This is a genomic window from Streptomyces sp. NBC_01089 (genome assembly GCF_045162975.1).
Classification (GTDB): domain Bacteria; phylum Actinomycetota; class Actinomycetes; order Streptomycetales; family Streptomycetaceae; genus Streptomyces.
Genome location: NZ_CP108660.1, coordinates 3,078,378 through 3,094,075, shown reverse-complemented (window position 1 = coordinate 3,094,075; position 15,698 = coordinate 3,078,378). Strand labels below are relative to the sequence as shown.

General features: G+C 70.7%; 19 protein-coding genes and 1 pseudogene. 10 read left to right on the top strand and 10 right to left on the bottom strand.

Going from position 1 to position 15,698, the window contains the following annotated elements:
- Positions 1–79: 79 nt before the first annotated feature.
- Positions 80–1,033 (bottom strand): LysR family transcriptional regulator, encoded by a 954-nt coding sequence (locus tag OG510_RS13570; RefSeq protein ID WP_406142384.1) that lies wholly within the window; start codon positions 1,031–1,033, stop codon positions 80–82.
- Positions 1,034–1,136: 103 nt separating this feature from the next.
- Between OG510_RS13570 and OG510_RS13565 the strand changes: the two genes are divergently transcribed.
- Together OG510_RS13565 and OG510_RS13560 are read left to right on the top strand one after the other, a co-directional pair.
- Complete coding sequence (locus OG510_RS13565) at positions 1,137–2,030, top strand: NAD(P)H-binding protein (RefSeq protein ID WP_406137023.1); 894 nt, start codon at positions 1,137–1,139, stop codon at positions 2,028–2,030.
- Positions 2,031–2,146: 116 nt separating this feature from the next.
- Positions 2,147–2,512, top strand: coding sequence for a darcynin family protein (locus tag OG510_RS13560; RefSeq protein WP_406137022.1), 366 nt, complete (start codon positions 2,147–2,149; stop codon positions 2,510–2,512).
- Positions 2,513–2,580: 68 nt separating this feature from the next.
- Here OG510_RS13560 and OG510_RS13555 read toward each other — a convergent pair whose 3' ends face one another.
- Positions 2,581–3,228, bottom strand: a complete 648-nt coding sequence (locus OG510_RS13555; protein ID WP_406137021.1) for a PH domain-containing protein — start codon at positions 3,226–3,228, stop codon at positions 2,581–2,583.
- A gap of 169 nt (positions 3,229–3,397) precedes the next feature.
- On the opposite strand from OG510_RS13555, the gene OG510_RS13550 reads away from it, so the two are divergent.
- Together OG510_RS13550 and OG510_RS13545 are read left to right on the top strand one after the other, a co-directional pair.
- On the top strand, positions 3,398–4,672 hold the full coding sequence (locus tag OG510_RS13550; RefSeq protein WP_406137020.1) for an amidohydrolase: 1,275 nt from the start codon (positions 3,398–3,400) through the stop codon (positions 4,670–4,672).
- Between the two features lie 219 nt (positions 4,673–4,891).
- A complete protein-coding gene (locus OG510_RS13545) occupies positions 4,892–6,550 on the top strand; it encodes a hypothetical protein (protein ID WP_406137019.1) in 1,659 nt (552 codons plus the stop codon).
- A gap of 16 nt (positions 6,551–6,566) precedes the next feature.
- Here the strand turns inward: OG510_RS13545 and OG510_RS13540 are convergent, their stop codons facing one another.
- Entirely contained in the window at positions 6,567–8,027 is a 1,461-nt protein-coding gene (locus OG510_RS13540) for a carboxylesterase/lipase family protein (protein ID WP_406137018.1), read from the bottom strand.
- 78 nt (positions 8,028–8,105) lie between these two features.
- Positions 8,106–9,059, bottom strand: coding sequence for an MBL fold metallo-hydrolase (locus tag OG510_RS13535; protein WP_406137017.1), 954 nt, complete (start codon positions 9,057–9,059; stop codon positions 8,106–8,108).
- A gap of 155 nt (positions 9,060–9,214) precedes the next feature.
- On the opposite strand from OG510_RS13535, the gene OG510_RS13530 reads away from it, so the two are divergent.
- Entirely contained in the window at positions 9,215–10,072 is an 858-nt protein-coding gene (locus OG510_RS13530) for a helix-turn-helix domain-containing protein (protein WP_406137016.1), read from the top strand.
- Here OG510_RS13530 and OG510_RS13525 read toward each other — a convergent pair.
- Positions 10,063–10,941: an SDR family oxidoreductase gene (locus tag OG510_RS13525; RefSeq protein ID WP_406137015.1), complete on the bottom strand. Its 879-nt coding sequence runs from the start codon at positions 10,939–10,941 to the stop codon at positions 10,063–10,065. The genes OG510_RS13530 and OG510_RS13525 overlap by 10 nt on opposite strands.
- A 144-nt stretch (positions 10,942–11,085) precedes the next feature.
- Between OG510_RS13525 and OG510_RS13520 the strand changes: the two genes are divergently transcribed.
- Positions 11,086–11,490, top strand: a complete 405-nt coding sequence (locus tag OG510_RS13520) for a winged helix-turn-helix transcriptional regulator (protein WP_406137014.1) — start codon at positions 11,086–11,088, stop codon at positions 11,488–11,490.
- 86 nt (positions 11,491–11,576) lie between these two features.
- Here the strand turns inward: OG510_RS13520 and OG510_RS13515 are convergent, their stop codons facing one another.
- Genes OG510_RS13515 through OG510_RS13500 form a run of 4 tightly spaced genes read right to left on the bottom strand, consistent with a single transcriptional unit; the run spans position 11,577 to position 12,821 of the window.
- A complete protein-coding gene (locus tag OG510_RS13515; RefSeq protein WP_406137013.1) occupies positions 11,577–12,032 on the bottom strand; it encodes a VOC family protein in 456 nt (151 codons plus the stop codon).
- Between the two features lie 44 nt (positions 12,033–12,076).
- Entirely contained in the window at positions 12,077–12,385 is a 309-nt protein-coding gene (locus OG510_RS13510; protein WP_406137012.1) for a hypothetical protein, read from the bottom strand.
- Positions 12,382–12,564 carry a hypothetical protein gene (locus tag OG510_RS13505; protein ID WP_406137011.1) on the bottom strand — a complete coding sequence of 61 codons (183 nt, stop codon included), beginning with the start codon at positions 12,562–12,564 and terminating at the stop codon, positions 12,382–12,384. Before OG510_RS13505 ends, OG510_RS13510 begins: the two co-directional genes overlap by 4 nt.
- A complete protein-coding gene (locus OG510_RS13500; RefSeq protein ID WP_406137010.1) occupies positions 12,558–12,821 on the bottom strand; it encodes a hypothetical protein in 264 nt (87 codons plus the stop codon). Before OG510_RS13500 ends, OG510_RS13505 begins: the two co-directional genes overlap by 7 nt.
- A 103-nt stretch (positions 12,822–12,924) precedes the next feature.
- On the opposite strand from OG510_RS13500, the gene OG510_RS13495 reads away from it, so the two are divergent.
- From OG510_RS13495 to OG510_RS13480, 4 genes and pseudogenes are all read left to right on the top strand, one after another.
- Complete coding sequence (locus OG510_RS13495; protein WP_406137009.1) at positions 12,925–13,755, top strand: helix-turn-helix transcriptional regulator; 831 nt, start codon at positions 12,925–12,927, stop codon at positions 13,753–13,755.
- Entirely contained in the window at positions 13,752–13,961 is a 210-nt protein-coding gene (locus tag OG510_RS13490; RefSeq protein WP_406137008.1) for a DUF397 domain-containing protein, read from the top strand. The genes OG510_RS13495 and OG510_RS13490 overlap by 4 nt, the downstream gene beginning before the upstream one ends.
- Before the next feature lie 34 nt (positions 13,962–13,995).
- Entirely contained in the window at positions 13,996–14,205 is a 210-nt protein-coding gene (locus OG510_RS13485) for a DUF397 domain-containing protein (RefSeq protein ID WP_406137007.1), read from the top strand.
- Positions 14,206–14,284: 79 nt separating this feature from the next.
- Positions 14,285–14,612: pseudogene (locus OG510_RS13480) on the top strand (GNAT family N-acetyltransferase; N-acetyltransferase); the annotation flags it as partial.
- 23 nt (positions 14,613–14,635) lie between these two features.
- On the opposite strand, the gene OG510_RS13475 reads toward OG510_RS13480, so the two are convergent.
- On the bottom strand, positions 14,636–15,487 hold the full coding sequence (locus OG510_RS13475; protein WP_406137006.1) for a hypothetical protein: 852 nt from the start codon (positions 15,485–15,487) through the stop codon (positions 14,636–14,638).
- Positions 15,488–15,698 lie beyond the last annotated feature (211 nt).

The following is a 15,698-nucleotide window of genomic DNA, read 5'->3' as shown; positions in this document are numbered from 1 at the left end:
GCCGTGCGGTCGTATCGGGCAGCCGGGCCGGGTGGTCGGGCCGGGTGGTCGGATCAGGCGGTCGCATCACGCGGTCGGATCAGGCGGTCGGGTTCGTGGGCGTACGCAGGATCCGGCGGACGGCGTCGCGGAGCCAGCGGTGGGCTCCGTCAGCTGCGTGCCGGGGGTGCCAGGCCATGCCGACGGTCAGCGGGGGCAGGGCCAGGGGGATGTCGAGGAGGCGCAGTCCGAGCGCGGTGGCGTTGTCGGTGAGGGGCGAGGGGGCGGCGCCGGGAAGGGCGGCGGGTACGAGACAGACGACGTCGCTGTGCGCGGCGAGGGTCATCGCGGCCAGGTGGCCGGGGAGGGTGATGGTGACCCGCCGGTGGAGGTTCTGCTCGGCCAGCGCCGTGTCGAGGGGGCCGCTGAACCGGCCGCGGCGGCTCACCGCGACGTGAGGGGCTGCGGCGAGTTTGGCCGGGGTCAGGGGGCCTTCGGTGAGGGGGTGGCCCGGCCGGACTGCCGCCATCATGCGGAGGCCGACCAGCTCTTCGACCTGGGTCTCGGGGTCCACGTGGTCGATGGATCCGATCTCCAGGTCGATCCGGCCGTCGCGCAGGGCGGTTCCGGCCTCCAGTTCCTCGGCCCGGAAGCGGAACGAGACGCCCGGCGCCTCCTGCCGGCCCAGCCGCAGCAGCCCCGGGGCCAGTGCCGCGCCGACCAGGTCGGCGGCCTGGAGGGTGAAGGTGCCGCGCAGGCCGGCGGGGTCGACGCCCGTGCCGGGGCTGAGCAGCGCTCGGAGGCTGCCCACCACTGCGGCGGCTTCCTCGCGCAGAGCCTGGGCGCGCGGGGTGGGGACCATGGTCTGCCCGGCCCTGACCAGGAGGGGGTCCTGGAGGGTGCGGCGCAGGCGGGCGAGGGTGCGGCTCATGGCGGCGGGCGATGTGTGCAGGCGTGCGGCGGCGCGAGTGACGCTGTGCTCCGCCAGCAGGGCGTCCAGCGCGATGGCGAGATTGGCGTCGAGGACCGGATCGGGGCTGCTCACCAGGGTTATTCCATTTCCGTCAATGATTGCGTGCTGAAGTTCCCATTGTGGCAACACCGTGATCCTTCGCAGGATGGGGGCGTTCCACTCCGGCACGACCTGCGAGGTTTTCATGATCGTCATTACCGCTCCCACCGGGAACATCGGCCGCCCCCTGCTCTCCCGGCTCCTGGAGTCCGCCCCCGCCGCGGGCGAGGAACTTCGGGTGATCGTGCGCGACCCCGCACGGCTGCCGGACGCGGCGCGCGGACGCGTCGATGTCGTCACCGGCTCGCACGGGGACGCCGAGGTCCTCGACCGGGCCTTCGAAGGTGCCGACGCCGTCTTCTGGCTCGTTCCCCCGGACTCGTCCCTGACCCCGCAGGACGCTTACAGCGGCTTCACCCGCCCCGCCGTCAGGGCGCTCGCCGCCCACGGCGTCGGCCATGTCGTCGGCGTCTCGGCGCTCGGCCGCGGCACCCCGCTCGCCGACCGTGCCGGACTGGTCACGGCCTCCCTCGCCATGGACGACCTCATCGCCGGTACCGGTGTCGCCTACCGGGCCCTGGCCAACCCGTCCTTCTTCGAGAACCTCCTGGAGGAGTCCGAATCGATCCGTGACAGGGGCGTCTTCACCGACTCCGTCGACGCCGACCGCAAGGCGCCCCTCGTCGCTGTGGCCGACATCGCGGCCGTCGCGGCCGGCCTGCTGCTGGACCGCTCGTGGACCGGCACCGGCAGCGTCCCGGTCCTCGGCCCCCAGGACGTGTCCCCCAACGACCTGGCCCGCATCATGACCGCACAGCTCGGCCGCCCCGTCCGCTACGTACGCGAGCCGCTCGACGAGCTGCGCACCACGCTGGTCGGTTACGGCCTGAACGAGGCGTTCGTCCAGGGCATCGTCGACATGAAACGGGCCAAGGACCAGGGTCTGGACGCCGGTGTCGCCCGCACCCCGGACACCGCCTCACCCACGAGCTTCGAGCAGTGGTGCGCCCGGACTCTCAAGCCCGCCGTTCTCTCCTGAGGGGCCCCGGGCCGTTCGCCTCCAGCCGCACCTCCACCTTCACGTCCACCTTCACGTCCACGTCCACTTCCACTTCCACGTCCCCTTCCACCTGCACCGTCCTTGGAGACACCCTGATGCCCGCTGCGACAACCGAACCGCCGGTCACGGCGTTCATGCTCGTCAAGACCACACCCGAGTGGCTCGCTCTGACCGTCCAGGAACGTGTGGACGCCTTCACCACCCAGGTTCTGCCCGTGATCGAGGCCAGGACCAGCGGCGTCCGGTCACGCTTCTACGACACGGAGTTCTACTCCGCCCGCGTCACCGACGTATGGGTGTGGGAAGCCGAGGACCACCACGCGTACCAGCTGCTCATCGACGCCCTGCGCGAGACCCCGTTCTGGGACCGCTACTTCGAGGTCGTCGACCTCCTCGTCGGCACCGAGAACGGCTACGCCCGCACCTACGGCCTCGACCCCGTCGCCACGGTCAGCACCTGACCCACGGCACCCACGGCACACACCGCCCACCCCCTGTGGGGGAGGGGCGGTGCTCCCGGCGGTACGGGTCAGCCCACGGCGAGCAGGACCGCGAGCAGCACGGCGCCCGCCACACACGGCGCCATGATCTCGTAGGCCCAGCGGACCTCGGGTGAGCCCTGTGCCGTCGGCCGGCCGCTGCCGCGCTCCGACAGTTCGCGCAGCTCGACGACGGTCTGGTCGGAGGGCGCGCGGCCCTGGTCGGTGTCCGCGCCCTGGGCGAAGGGATTGCGGTTCTGGCGCTGCTGGGCACCGGGCGTGGACGCCCGCATCTGCTGGATGTTGGCCCGCTTGCGGCGCCGCAGCGAGACCGGCACGGCCCAGAGCTGGTACTTGCTGCCGCCCGCGAACGCCTCGGTCGAGTACGCCGCGCGGATGTCGTCGACGCACGCCCAGGGGAGGGTGATCGAACGGAAGGGGTTACGGATCCTGAGCCGGTCGTCGTTGGCGTACACGGCGGGCCGCAGGGTGAAGGCGATCACCAGCGGAAGCACGAAGAGCAGTCCGGCGAGCGCCAGCCAGGGGGTGTTCCCGTGGCCGCTGACGAGGGCGTCGATGCCCAGCCAGAGCGCGAGGGCGAGCAGCAGCACGCCGCCCGCGAGCCCGGCGAGTGACCGGTAGACACGGTCGGCGTACACCGGGTCGGGAGGCTTGGGCGTGGAGTGCTCAGGGGTCATGCACCGATTCTGCCTGACGGGCCGGGCGGGACGGCACGGCGGTGGTCGGTGAAGCGGAAGTGCGCTGGAGGTCCGCTGGAGGTGACAGCCCGGCCGGAGGGCGCACACGATGGTGGGGCACCGATCCGTTGTCCATGCCCACGCCTCTCGGCCTTCGGGAAGGATCACCATGACCAGCACTTCCGGCGCAGACGAGGTCCTCGGTGGTCTGGACGGTATCCGCGCCGATCTCGAAGACTTCTACCGGGACCTCCACGCCCATCCCGAGCTGGGCCTGGCCGAGCGGCGGACCGCGGCGCGGGTGGCCGAGCGGCTGCGGGACTGGGGGTACCGGGTGACCGAGGGCATCGGCGGCACCGGAGTGGTCGGTGTCCTGGCCAACGGCGACGGCCCCACCGTGCTGCTGCGCGCGGACATGGACGCGCTGCCGGTCGAGGAGGACACCGGGCTGCCGTACGCGTCGACGGTGACCACCACGGACGCCGACGGGGTGGAGCTGCCGGTGATGCACGCCTGCGGGCACGACACCCATGTCACGTGCATGCTCGGCTTCGCCCGGCTGATGGCCGCGTCCCCGAAGGCGTGGCAGGGCACGCTGACCGTACTGTTCCAGCCATCGGAGGAGAACGGCGACGGCGCGGACGCGATGGTCGACGACGGCCTCACCGACCGGATCCCCCGCCCCGACGTGGCCCTCGGCCAGCACGTCCTGCCGTACCCGGCGGGCTATGTGGGGGTGCGCTCCGGCTCGTTCCTGTCGGCGGCGGACAGTCTGCGCATCACGCTGTACGGGCGCGGCGGCCACGGTTCGATGCCGCAGTTCGCCGTCGACCCGGTGGTGCTCGCGGCGCTGTGCGTGGTGCGGCTCCAGACGGTCGTCTCCCGCGAACTGGCCGCCACCACACCGGCCGTGCTGACGGTCGGCAGCATCCGGGCGGGCACAGGCCCGAACGTCATCCCGGACACCGCCGTCATCCAGCTGAACGTGCGGACGTACGACGAGAAGACCCGCCGGCAGGTGCTGGACGCGATCGGACGGTGCGTCCGGGCGGAGGCGGTCGCGTCGAACGCGCCGAGGGAGCCGCTGATCGAGCACATCACGTCGTTCCCGGCCACGGTGAACGACGCGGATGTCGCCGCACGCCTGGCGAAGGCGTTCGCGGCGCACTTCGGTGACGACGCGGGCACGATCGAACTCCAGACGGCCAGCGAGGACTTCAGCAGTATCCCGCGCGCCTTCGACGCGCCGTTCGCCTACTGGGGCTTCGGCGGCGCGGACCCGGAGAAGTTCGCGAAGGCGGTCAGGGAGGACACGGTGGCCGAGGACATCCCGGTCAACCACAGCCCGCACTTCGCCCCGGTGGTCCAGCCGACCCTGGACACCGGCGTCGCGGCACTGACGGTCGCGGCGCTGGCGTGGCTGGGGGCGGGAGGCCCGGAGTGAGGGGGCCGCGGTGCTGTGCACCGGTGCATCCCGCGCGGCCGCGCTGCGCCCCTGGCCTCGCCCCGCGCCCTGCGCGAGATGAGCGAGGTGTGCGAGGTGAGCCGAGAAGCGTCTTCCGTGAGGCAGGAAGACAGACGATACTTCAGGGAGGGCAACGCCCCTCCGGATGCATCGACTTGCCCCGCGCCCGGTGTCAGCACGAGCATCGAGAGGATACCGGTGAGTAGCACCAGTTTCGACGAGCGTACGCGCCAGCCGGCCGCTCCACGGCCCCGCCCCGTCTCCCGCAGTGTGGAGCACCTGGCGGGGGCGCCGGATCTGCGCGGCATCGGACCGATGATGGGGTCGCTGCAGGCGCTTGCCGGAAACAGGGCCGCGTCCGCCGTTGTCCAGCGTCTCGCGACGGGCAGCGAGGTGACGGGCGGTGAGGTGACGGGCGCTGCGGTGACGGGCGGTGAGGTCACGGACACTGCGGCGAAGGTGTCCGGTGACGGGACGGGCAAGCCGGAGGCGAAGGCGTCCCGTAGCGGGCTGAACATCCGGGAGCGGATCTCCGCCGCGCTGGAGCGGGCCAACAAGCACCTCGACGTCCTCGACACCCTGGTCTCGCGCGGTCTGAGCCCCGCGGGCGCTGAGATGGGCTGGAAGGCGTCCCAGACCTCCGACACGCGGCTGGCGGAGCAGGTGCACACCTCCTCGACCGTGGCCGGCGCCGAGAATGCCGTCACCGACGGGGTCACGGCGGTCAACAACGTCATCGACGCGCGGAAGGCGTACAAGGAGTCCAAGGAGAACCCGACGGGACCCGCCTCCCACGCCCCGCACAAGAAGTTCTCCTCCAAGACGCTCGACGCGATCCAGAACCTGGCGTCCTACGGTTCCGATGTCATCGGCCTTGCCAAGAACTCCCTGCCCGCCGAGGCCATTGTGACGGCGGCGAGCCTCGGTGAGGCCGGGGGCGGGGTGGTCGGTGCCGTCGCGGGTGTCAAGACCGTCCGTGGGGCGCGGCGAGTCGGGCTGACGACGCGCAAGTACCGGGCCGTCAAGAAGATCGATGTGCCCGCCCCGGTGGACGACCCCGAAATCGCCCGGCTCCGCGAGGCGGAGGTGGAGAGCCACTGGGCGCTCGCGCAGGCCTACGTCGAGTTGGAACGCGCCCACGACGGTGACGAGGACGGCCTCTCGGACCGGCTGGGTGCCGCCCTGGACCGCGCCAGTGGCGCCTTCTCGACCATCGAGAAGGCCGCGGGGGACGTCCAGCGCGCGAAGGACATCAACGTCCTCAACACCACCCGGGATTACGCCCTGGCGAAGCAGCGCAACAAGCTCTGGAAGCAGGGGGTCGGCGCGGTCGGAGACAGCGTGAGAACCGCTGGCGGCGCGGTGACGATCGCAGCGGCCGCCACCGGGGCGCTGGCGAGCAACCCGGTCGGCTGGGGCCTGGCCGCGACAGCGGCGGGGCTGCTGCTCTCGGTCACCGCGTACAAGGCCGGGCGGGCCGGTCAGAAGCGCTATGAGGGCGCCCGACACCCCGACCGCTGGGCCCCGCCCAAGGAAGAGGGCGACCCGGCCACTGCCGAGCCCGCCTCCCGCCCGGACGCCCTCAAGGAAGCGCTGAAGTTCTGGAAGAAGGTCGAACACAGCAAGCGTGATGCCATGGCGCGTACTCTTTTCGGCCTCGCCGCAGGCCCCGAGGTCCCGGCCGGGCAGCGGACCTCGCCCGAGTTGCGTGCCTCGGCCCGAGAGCTGCTCGTCGCGCTGAAGGCGGGCCCCGCAAACCTGCACATGACGGTGGAGGACTGGGAGAAGTCCCTGAACGACCCCGCCGATGCCGAGAAGTGGCAGAAGGAGATCGCCAACCAGCTCGCGTCGAGCTGAGAGCCGCCGAGGACTTTCACCGAGGACTGTCGGCGACGACTTCACCGAGGGCTTTCACCGAGGGACGCTGCGGGGTGTACGGAGCCCAGCCGGGGTCCCCGGTGCTGGCGAACGCCGCCCAGGCGCCGTGTACGTGGGCGGCGAGTCCCGCCGGCGCGGGGCCGGGGCCCAGCAGGCGGGTGTCTCCGTGCAGCCAGGGTTCGTCGGCGTTGTCGAACACGAAGGGCAGTTCGACGGTGTGGGCGGCGCCGAGCCGTCCCTCCAGGGCCGTCGAGCGGTACCCGAAGGAGTAGACGTACGTACGGCCGCCCGAGATCCGTGCGTGCGCCTGCGCCATGCGCGCTGTACCGTCCTCGAACAGGGCCTGCCCGAGCACGGCGGAGCGCAGCTCGCCCGGTGTTCCGTGCGGCCGCGCCGCGCGGTGCGTGGCGAGGGCGGCCTCCGGGTCCGTATGGACCTGAGCGGCGACGGCGATGACGTCGGCTTCCGTGGTGGACTCCAGTGCGCCCTGCGGCGCGAGGTAGAGGTTGCCCTCCTGTGTGTTGGTGCCGATCAGCAGGTCGACGTCGGCCGCTGGTCCTTCGGCGAGAGCGTCGGCGGGCTGGACCGGCAGGACCAGGCTGAAGGGGCTGAGCCCGGCGAGCGGGTCCGTGGCGGTGCTGGTGCGGAGGCCGAGGCCGGCCAGCGCGGGCAGGACCGTCAGGAAGCGCTCGTCCGGGACCGGGGCGAACGCCTCGGCGGTGGGCTCCACCCCCAGTGCGGCGGCCGCCGCGGCGGTGACCCGTCGTGCTTGTTCCGGGGTGAACGCGCCGGTGCCGTTGCCGCTCTGGACGATCGCCCGCCGGAACAGCCCGCGCGCCCGCGGCGTCGCGAGCAGCGCGCCCGTGAGCGTGGCGCCCGCGGACTGGCCGAAGACCGTGACGTTCTCGGGGTCACCGCCGAATGCCGCGACGGTGTCCTGTACCCAGCGGAGCGCAGCGAGTACGTCGAGCAGTCCGCGGTTGGCCGGAGCGCCCGCCAGATCGAGGAAACCGGGGATGCCGAGCCGGTAGTTGACCGTGACGAGGACGACGCCGTCGCGGGCGAACGCGCTGCCGTCGTAGAGCGCGGCGCGGTTCGAGCCGGTGACGAAGCCGCCGCCGTGCACGAAGACCATGACGGGGCGCCTGCCGCCGTCGGCCGCGGGTGTGCGGACATCGACGGTCAGATACTCCTCGCCGGGTACCCAGCCAGGCCCGAAGTAGGGGGTCATGTCGAGCCGGCCGAAGTCGCGGGCCGGCTGCGGAGCCGTGGGGGAGGGCCGGGTGCCGTCGCGGATACCGGACCAGCCGGGGTGCGGTACGGGTGCGGCGAAACGGCCGGCGCCGGTGGGGGCCGCCGCGTAGGGGAGGGCGCGGTAGCGCTCGCCCGATCCGTCACGGATGCCCCGTACGGCACCTGTTGGGATTTCCACGACGGGATCTGCCTGTCGGAACATGGGACATGCTTCCTTTCAGGGATTCAGAAGCTGAGAAGTTCAGAGGCTGGAGGGGATCTCAGGACACTGGAGGGGACGTCAGGACATGCGGGAGTAGCCCGCCCACTCCTTGATCGCGAACTTCGAGCCGCTGCGCGCGACCTCCGCGGCGCCCCGGCCGCCGAAGTGCGCCGGAAAGACGAGCGCGTTGTTCTCGGCGGCGCGGCCGAGCAGCTTGTGCCGGGTGGCCCGGGACTCCGCCGGGTCCTCGCAGAAGCAGGAATTGGTGTCCGGCTCCGCGATCTGCAGCGCCGTATGCACCAAGTCCCCCACGAACAGGGCCTGATCGCCGCCGGACTCCAGGGTGAGCACGGACGAGCCCGGAGTGTGCCCGGGGGCGGAATCGAGACGCAGGTTCTTGTCGATGCGGTACGACCCCTCCCACAGGTGGGCGAGTCCGGCCCGGTGGACCGGCGTGACGCTGTCCTCGAAGACGTTCTGATTGCCGCGGCCGAGCACGCTCTTGTGCTCGTTGGCCGGGTTCCAGAAGTCGAAGTCCCGCCGGGGCATCAGATAGGTGGCGTTCGGGAAGGTCGGCACCCAGGACCGCCCGTCGAGGCGGGTGTTCCAGCCGACGTGATCGATGTGCAGATGGGTGTTGACCACGATGTCGACGTCCTCGGGCCGCACCCCGGCGGCGGCGAGCCGGCCGAGGTAGTCCGTGTCCAGGCGGTTCCACACCGGCGCGTACGGCCGGTCCTTGTGGTTGCCCACGCCGGTGTCGACCAGGATCGTGCGGCCCTCGCTGCGCAGCAGCCAGGACTGGATCGCCGTATGACACTCGTCCGTCCGCGTATTCCAGAAGTCGGGTGCCAGCCAGTCGCGGTGCTTGTCCCACGACCCGTGGGGGCTGTCCGGGAAGAACTGCTCCGGAGACATCTCCGACGAGCCGTAGAACTCTCTGACACGGCTGACGGTGACGTCGCCAAGGGTGATCTGCTCCGGGCTCTGCTCCGTGCTCTGATCCGCGTTCTGCTCAGCGCTCTGATCCATGTGGTCCGTCCTCGGGTCCTGGGCTCGGGTCCTGGATTCGGGTCGTTGCCGAATGAGACCGAGCCTGGTCACCTGGGCGGGTACGCACCACTCCCTGCTTGTCCTACCCCTCGCAGGGTGTGGCTGGGCCGGGCCGTCCACCGAATACTGGAGTGATGAACGGACCCGGCCCGCTCGGCACCTTCCTCCAGGCCCGACGGGCGCGGCTGCGCCCCGGGGACGTCGGCCTGCGCGAGCTCGGGCCCCGCAGACGGGTGGCCGGGCTCCGGCGTGAAGAGCTGGCCCAGCTGGCGGGCGTCAGCGTCTCGTACTACGCACGGCTGGAACAGGGGCAGTCCCGCGGCGCCTCGGCCGAGGTGCTCGACGCGATCGCCCGCGCTCTCCAGCTGGACGGCCAGGAGCGCGAGCACCTCGACCGGCTCGCCGGCGCCGCCCGGCACACGCCCAGGCCGCGCCGCCCGCGCCCCGAGAAGCTCGCAGAAGAAACACGCGACCTGCTCCGCGCCGTCGACGGCGTCCCGGCGGTCGTGCTGGGCCGCCGTACGGACGTGCTGGCCTGGAACACGCTCGGGCACGCCCTCCTGGCAGGGCACCTGGACTTCCACCGCCCGGACGACCCGGCGCGACGCCCGAACATGAGCCGGATGGTGTTCCTCGACCCGCACTGCCAGGAGCTGTACGCGGACTGGAAGCGCAAGGCACGCACGGTGGTCGGCAACCTGCGCATCGCCGTCGGCAGGCACCCGGACGACCCGCTGCTCGCGGAGCTGATCGGTGAACTGTCCATGAAGAGCCCGGAGTTCGCCGCTCTGTGGGCGGATCACCGGGTGACGCCGTGCGATGCGGCGTCCTACGAGCTGCGCCATCCCGTCGTCGGCACGGTGACGGTGACACAGCAGACGCTGTCGGCCGCCCGTTCACCGGAGCAGGCACTCATCGTGTGCACCACTCCCGCCGGGTCCCCGTCCGATGAGGCCCTCGCACTTCTCCGGCAGACGCTGTGTCAGCGTTGATCCGTCAGGGCGGCCGCGAGTGCCTCGGCCAGGGTCACGGGCGGGCGGCCGATCAGGCGGTGCAGGTCGCCTGAGTCGGTGTACATCTCGCCGCGGCTCATGCCGTGGTCGGCGTCGGCGAGGACCTCTGCCAGCTCGGCGGGCAGTCCCGCGGTGGTCAGTACCTGGGCGAAGTCGGGCACCGGGAGGTCGGCGTACGTGACCTGCTCTCCGGCCGCGGTGGAGATCGCGGCGGCGAGCTCGGTCAGGGTGAAGGATGCGTCGCCGCCGAGCTCGTACACGGCGCCGGTGTGGCCCTCGGTGGTGAGGACGGCCGCTGCGGCCTCGGCGTAGTCGGCGCGGGAAGCGCCGCTGATCCGCCCCTCGCCCGCGGCGCCGACGACCGCGCCGTTCTGCAGGATCTGCGGCAGCTGGCCGGTGTAGTTCTCCAGGTACCAGCCGTTGCGCAGCAGCACGCTGGGGATTCCGCGGTCCCGCAGGTACTCCTCGGTCTCGCTGTGCGTGGCACCGATGACGGTGGTGGCCGTGTCCGCGTGCGTCGTGCTCGTGTACGCCACCAGCGACACGCCTGCCGATGCCGCGGCGTCGATCACGCGGCGGTGGTTGGCGACCCGCTCGGCCACCGGGACCGAGGCCGATATCAGCAGCAGCCGGTCCGCCCCCGCGAATGCCTCGGCCAGGCTGCCGGTGTCCGCGAAGTCGGCGCGGCGTACCGTGACGCCCCGGTCGGCCAGGTCCTTGATCCTCGCGATGTCCCTCCCGGTCGCGATGATGTCCGGGGCCGGGATCCCGCGCCGCAGCAGTGCCTCGATGGTGAGCCTGCCCAGCTGGCCGGTGGCTCCAGTGACGACGATCGGCATGATGGTCATTCCTTCCTTCCGCGCGTGCCTCGCACGCCTGCCGCAGTCCGTCTGCGGTGGGGTGGAACCCAGAATGACCTGGACACTCTCCGATGGGGAGTAGCCACTTCTTGGTAAGGTACTTACCGAGCCGATAGCAATGAGGTGAGCCGTGTGACCGCTGTCGAGAACGTGACCGGGCCCATACCGTCGTTCGATCCGTACGAGCGCGGCTGCCCGTCGCGGGACCTGCTCGACCAGATCGGCAGCAAGTGGGCGGTCCTCGTCCTGGGCGAACTCGGCCGGAACGGCACCTCCCGGTTCGGCCGGCTCCGGCAGACGCTGGCGGGCGTGAGCGAGAAGATGCTCACCCAGACGCTGCGCACCCTCGAACGCGACGGGCTGGTCAGCCGGACCGTCTACCCAGAGGTGCCACCGCACGTGGAGTACGAGCTGACCGCGCTCGGCCAGACGCTGCGGGAACCGCTGAAGGCGCTCACGGAGTGGTCCGTGGTGCACATCGAAGAGGTCATCACCGCCCGCGGGGAGTACGACGACCGCGCTGAGCGCACCCGGTAATCGGCGGCGGCGGCGGCCAGGCGAAACTTGCCCGTTTGCCCGCCGCCGGAGGCGAGTGGCTGTGACCAGTACCGTCGCAACGGCCCTCAGACGACGTCGAATTCGTTGCCCTCGGGGTCCTGCAGGGCGGCGGCGTAGAGCCCCATGGCCGGCTCGTCCTTGGTCCGCAGCACGGTGGCACCGGCTGTGACCAGCCGTTCCACCGCAGCCTTGACCCGCTGTGTGCGGACCTCCAGTGGGACGTCACGGCCCCCGCCGGCCTTCAGGTCGAAGTGCCACCGGTTCTTGGCGACCTTCGGCTCCGGAACCTGCTGGAACCAGACCCTCGGTCCACGGCCCGCGGGATCGATGATCGACTCCGGAACATCCCCGGCACCGCCCGGCAACTCCGCCTCGGGCACGCCCGCCGCCACCCAGTAGGCCCGCCATGTGGCGTGCCCGCCCGGCGGAGGCTCAGGCACATAGCCCAGGGCCTCGGCCCAGAAGGCCACCATGCTCGTCGGATCGGAGCAGTCGATCGTCAGCTGCACTGTCATCTCCATGCTCGGAGCATCCCAGGCAGGTCTGACAGACGGTCCACGGTCGGTCAGGCCGCGTGGCCGTTGTTCCCGGAACCGACCAGGTTCCGGAGGTGATCGACTGCCGTGCGGAGGGCTGCCAGCTCGGCCATGCGTTCCGCGTTCCGCTCGGCGAGCGCGGTGTTCAGGCCCGCGAAGAACCGTGTGCGGTACGCCAGGTCCGCCTCGATCCTCTGCAGTTCGGCGAACAGGGTGGGCAGCTCGGGCTGCCGTTGTGGAGTGAGCAGGCGCAGGCGTGCCATGCGGGGGAAGTACCGCCGCAGGAGGGCCTGTACGACTCCTGCGGCGAAGACCAGCCGGACCAGCGAGAGCGTCATGACTGCTGCCCTCCGTGGTCGGCCTGCTGGTGGCGTCTGCGCAGCACGCGGCAGTCGGTCTCCCTGCTCGCGTCGTGCTCGGCCCTGGCGACGGCTTCGTCGAGGTCGAACTCCTCGCACGTCCGGCATGGTTCGGCGTCGGTCGGCCGGCGCGGTGGGGGTCCGGGGGGCGTCACCATCCTGTACCCCTGCGGCTCCGGGCGTTGATCCGTGCGTTCTCGGCGGTCAGCCGCTCCGCCGGTGTCGGGGGCCGTACCTGCTCGGGGGCGGCTTCCCATTCCGGGCCGCCGATGACCGGCCGCAGCGACCAGTAGGGGCCCGCGAGCCCGCGGAACTCCCCGGTCCGGTTGCCGTGCCCGGTGTCCACCATGAGCGTGCCGAGCGCCGGGATGTATGTGGGGTCCTGCCTGTCCGGGGTGCTGTTCTGTGCAGCCACCGCCACTCCTCTCCGTAGTCATTCCACTACCAAGGCGGCTCAGCGTGGCCTAGTCTCAAGGGACCTTCAACCTCCGGGTAGTTGAATGAAGGAACGGTGAAGTGTGGCTAATCGCAAGGAACTTGACCCCGAGAAGGGGCCGCGGGCTGCGTTCGGGGACCGTCTCCGCAGGCTGAGGGAGGAGCGAGGCTGGACCCAGGACGATTTGGCAGACCGCACGGGGTACTCGGCGTCGCACATTTCGGGCGTCGAAACTGGGGCCCGAAATCCAACTGCCAAGTTCACTGAGAGCGCGGACAAGGCGCTCGGTACCGGTGAAGCGCTCGTCCGGCAAGGAGCGGCCGTCCGCGACTCGGCCATACTCGACGGCTTCCCGGAGTTCGTCGGGTTCGAGGGCAAGGCGTCGGAGATCCGCCTGTTCGAGCTGGGGATCATTCCGGGGCTGCTCCAGACGCCGGAGTACGCCGCCGCCATCACCACGGGTGCGGTGCGGCGCGGGGCGATCACGGAGCAGCAGGCAGATGAACGGCTTGAGCTGCTGGCCCGACGACAGCAGTCGGTCGGGCGGACGCCGCCTCCGCAGATGTACGTCCTGCTCGATGAGAGCTGCATCAGGCAACGGGTGGGCGGGCCCCGAGTCCTGGCGGAACAGCTGGGCCGCCTCCTGGAAATCGCGGACATGCCCAACACCGTTGTGCAGGTGGCCCCGTACGAGCTGGGCGAACGCCGCTCCTTCTACACCCCGGTCACGCTGGTCACCCTGTCCGACGGCTCCTGCATGGCCTACGCGGAGTCCGCGCACTCCGGCCGTTTGGAGCGCGATACACGGTTGGTTCGGCCGCTTTTCACGGCCTACCATCAGCTACAGGCTGAGGCGCTCTCACAGACGGAGTCCGTAGCCATGATCAGTCAGGTGAGAAAGGGCATCCTGTGACAACCGATTCGCTCAACTGGTTCAAGTCCTCCTACAGCGCCAATGGTGGCCAGTGCGTTGAGGTCACCGCCGACCTGATCGACTCGTGCGGCGTGGTCCCTGTCCGTGACTCCAAGAACCTCGGCGGCCCGGTCCTGGGCATCCCCGCCGGTGCGTTCGACTCTTTCGTGGCGGGCGTCAAGGGCGGGGAGTTCGGCGCCCTCTGACCGCCATGTCCGGTGCGACACGAAAGGGCACCCCATGACGACCGAATCTCCCCGTTGGTTCAAGTCCTCGTACAGCAGCAATGGTGGCGAATGCATCGAGGTCGCTACCAATCTGGTCGCCTCGTGCGGCACGGTTCCCGTCCGTGATTCCAAGAACCCGTTCGGTCCTGTCCTGGACGTCACCGCCGGTGCGTTCGCTTCGTTCGTGACAAGTGTCAAAGCCGGAGGGTTCAGCGCCGTCTGACCGGGCGGCCGACCGGCACCGGTTCGAAGCAGCCCCATCGTGCACCGCCGCACGGTGGGGCTTCTCGCTGTCTGCGGCGACGGGGTTCGCGCTGCTGCCCATCCAGTGCTGCGATGAAGGCGACTTCATCGGCTCCTGCGGGTTGATCATCGGCCGCTCCGCCGTGGAGGAGCCGGAAAACGCGTATGAGCTGTTCCAGCGCGCGCATAAGCGTGGTTACGCCACCGAGGCGGTCGGCGCTGTGCTCGATGTGGCTGTGGCGACCGGGCGGAAGCGGCTCTGGGCGACCGTCGGCCGTGTGGAACGCACCGACGTTCCGTGTCCTGGAGAAGCTCGGGTTCGAGCGGGATCACGTGTCCACGGAGGACAGCGGCGACGTGGTGTGGCTCACCCGCTCATTGCCGTGATGCGGGGTCGCACTGCCGCTGCGTCATGTCGAGCGAAGGCGCCCGCCCTGTTGTTCCTGTGGGGTAAGCAGGTCCCACGGCATCAGCACGGTGGCGCCCTTCACCCGGCTCAGGTACGCGAGGTGTACGGCAGGCGTCCCCGAGCGGGGGTCGCGGCACAGCATCCAGTGGGCGACGTCGGTGCTGCCGACGCGGATGCCGTACTCCTTGAGGAGCCGGTCGAGTTGGGTGATGTAGCCGCCGGGCAGGGAGGCGCGGATGCCGGCAGGGTCGATCGTCTCGAACGAGCTGACCAGGACATCGAGGTCGCCGAACCGGCGTACCTGGCAGGAGATTTCTCCCCCCTCGGGCCCACACGTGTGCACTCGCAGCACCTCGTCGTGAACCTCCTGGCTCTTCAGCACCGACCAGTTGGAATGCGTGTCGAGTTCGGGCAGATCCCGCTCCACTCGTGCGATGTGGCCCGTCATCAGGTCTGCCGCCCACGGGCGGACTTGCTCGGTGGGCCGTGGGGCGTCTCCGCGGGATCGGGACACGACGCCGGTGACGACCCCCTGGGCGATGTTGACAATCGTGTCCTGACCGGCCGGGAACCTGGGGTAGAACCAGCTGAAGGCAGAGGAGAACGAGGCCGGTAGTCCGTCGCTCACGACCACCGGCCGAGCGGATGCCGCCTCGCGCCGCCCTCGCAGCCGTCCGAGCAGCCCCCTGCGGGGCCGCGCCGTGCGACCGGCCGACTCCCCGCCACCCACGAAGCCGCTGACGGCCTGCGAGCCACCGAACATCAGGTCCGCGCGCTCGCTGTTGCTCGGCGGCCCGATCAGATCGGTGACCTCCTCGCGCGTCATTCCCCTCTGGACACCGGTCGTTGACATGGGTTCCCCCTTCTTCGCACGGTCACGGCAAGGTACTGCCCACTGCCTCAGCCTGTCAGTCCGGCCAGAACAATGTCAGGCGCTCTCAAAGACAGAGTCTCCCGGACGTCACCGCCGGTGCGTTCGCTCCGTTCGTGACAACCGTCGGCCGCTCCGTGCTCGGGGGCGGAGGACGACCGGCGGACCGCGGATGTAACGCTTTCGGGCGCCT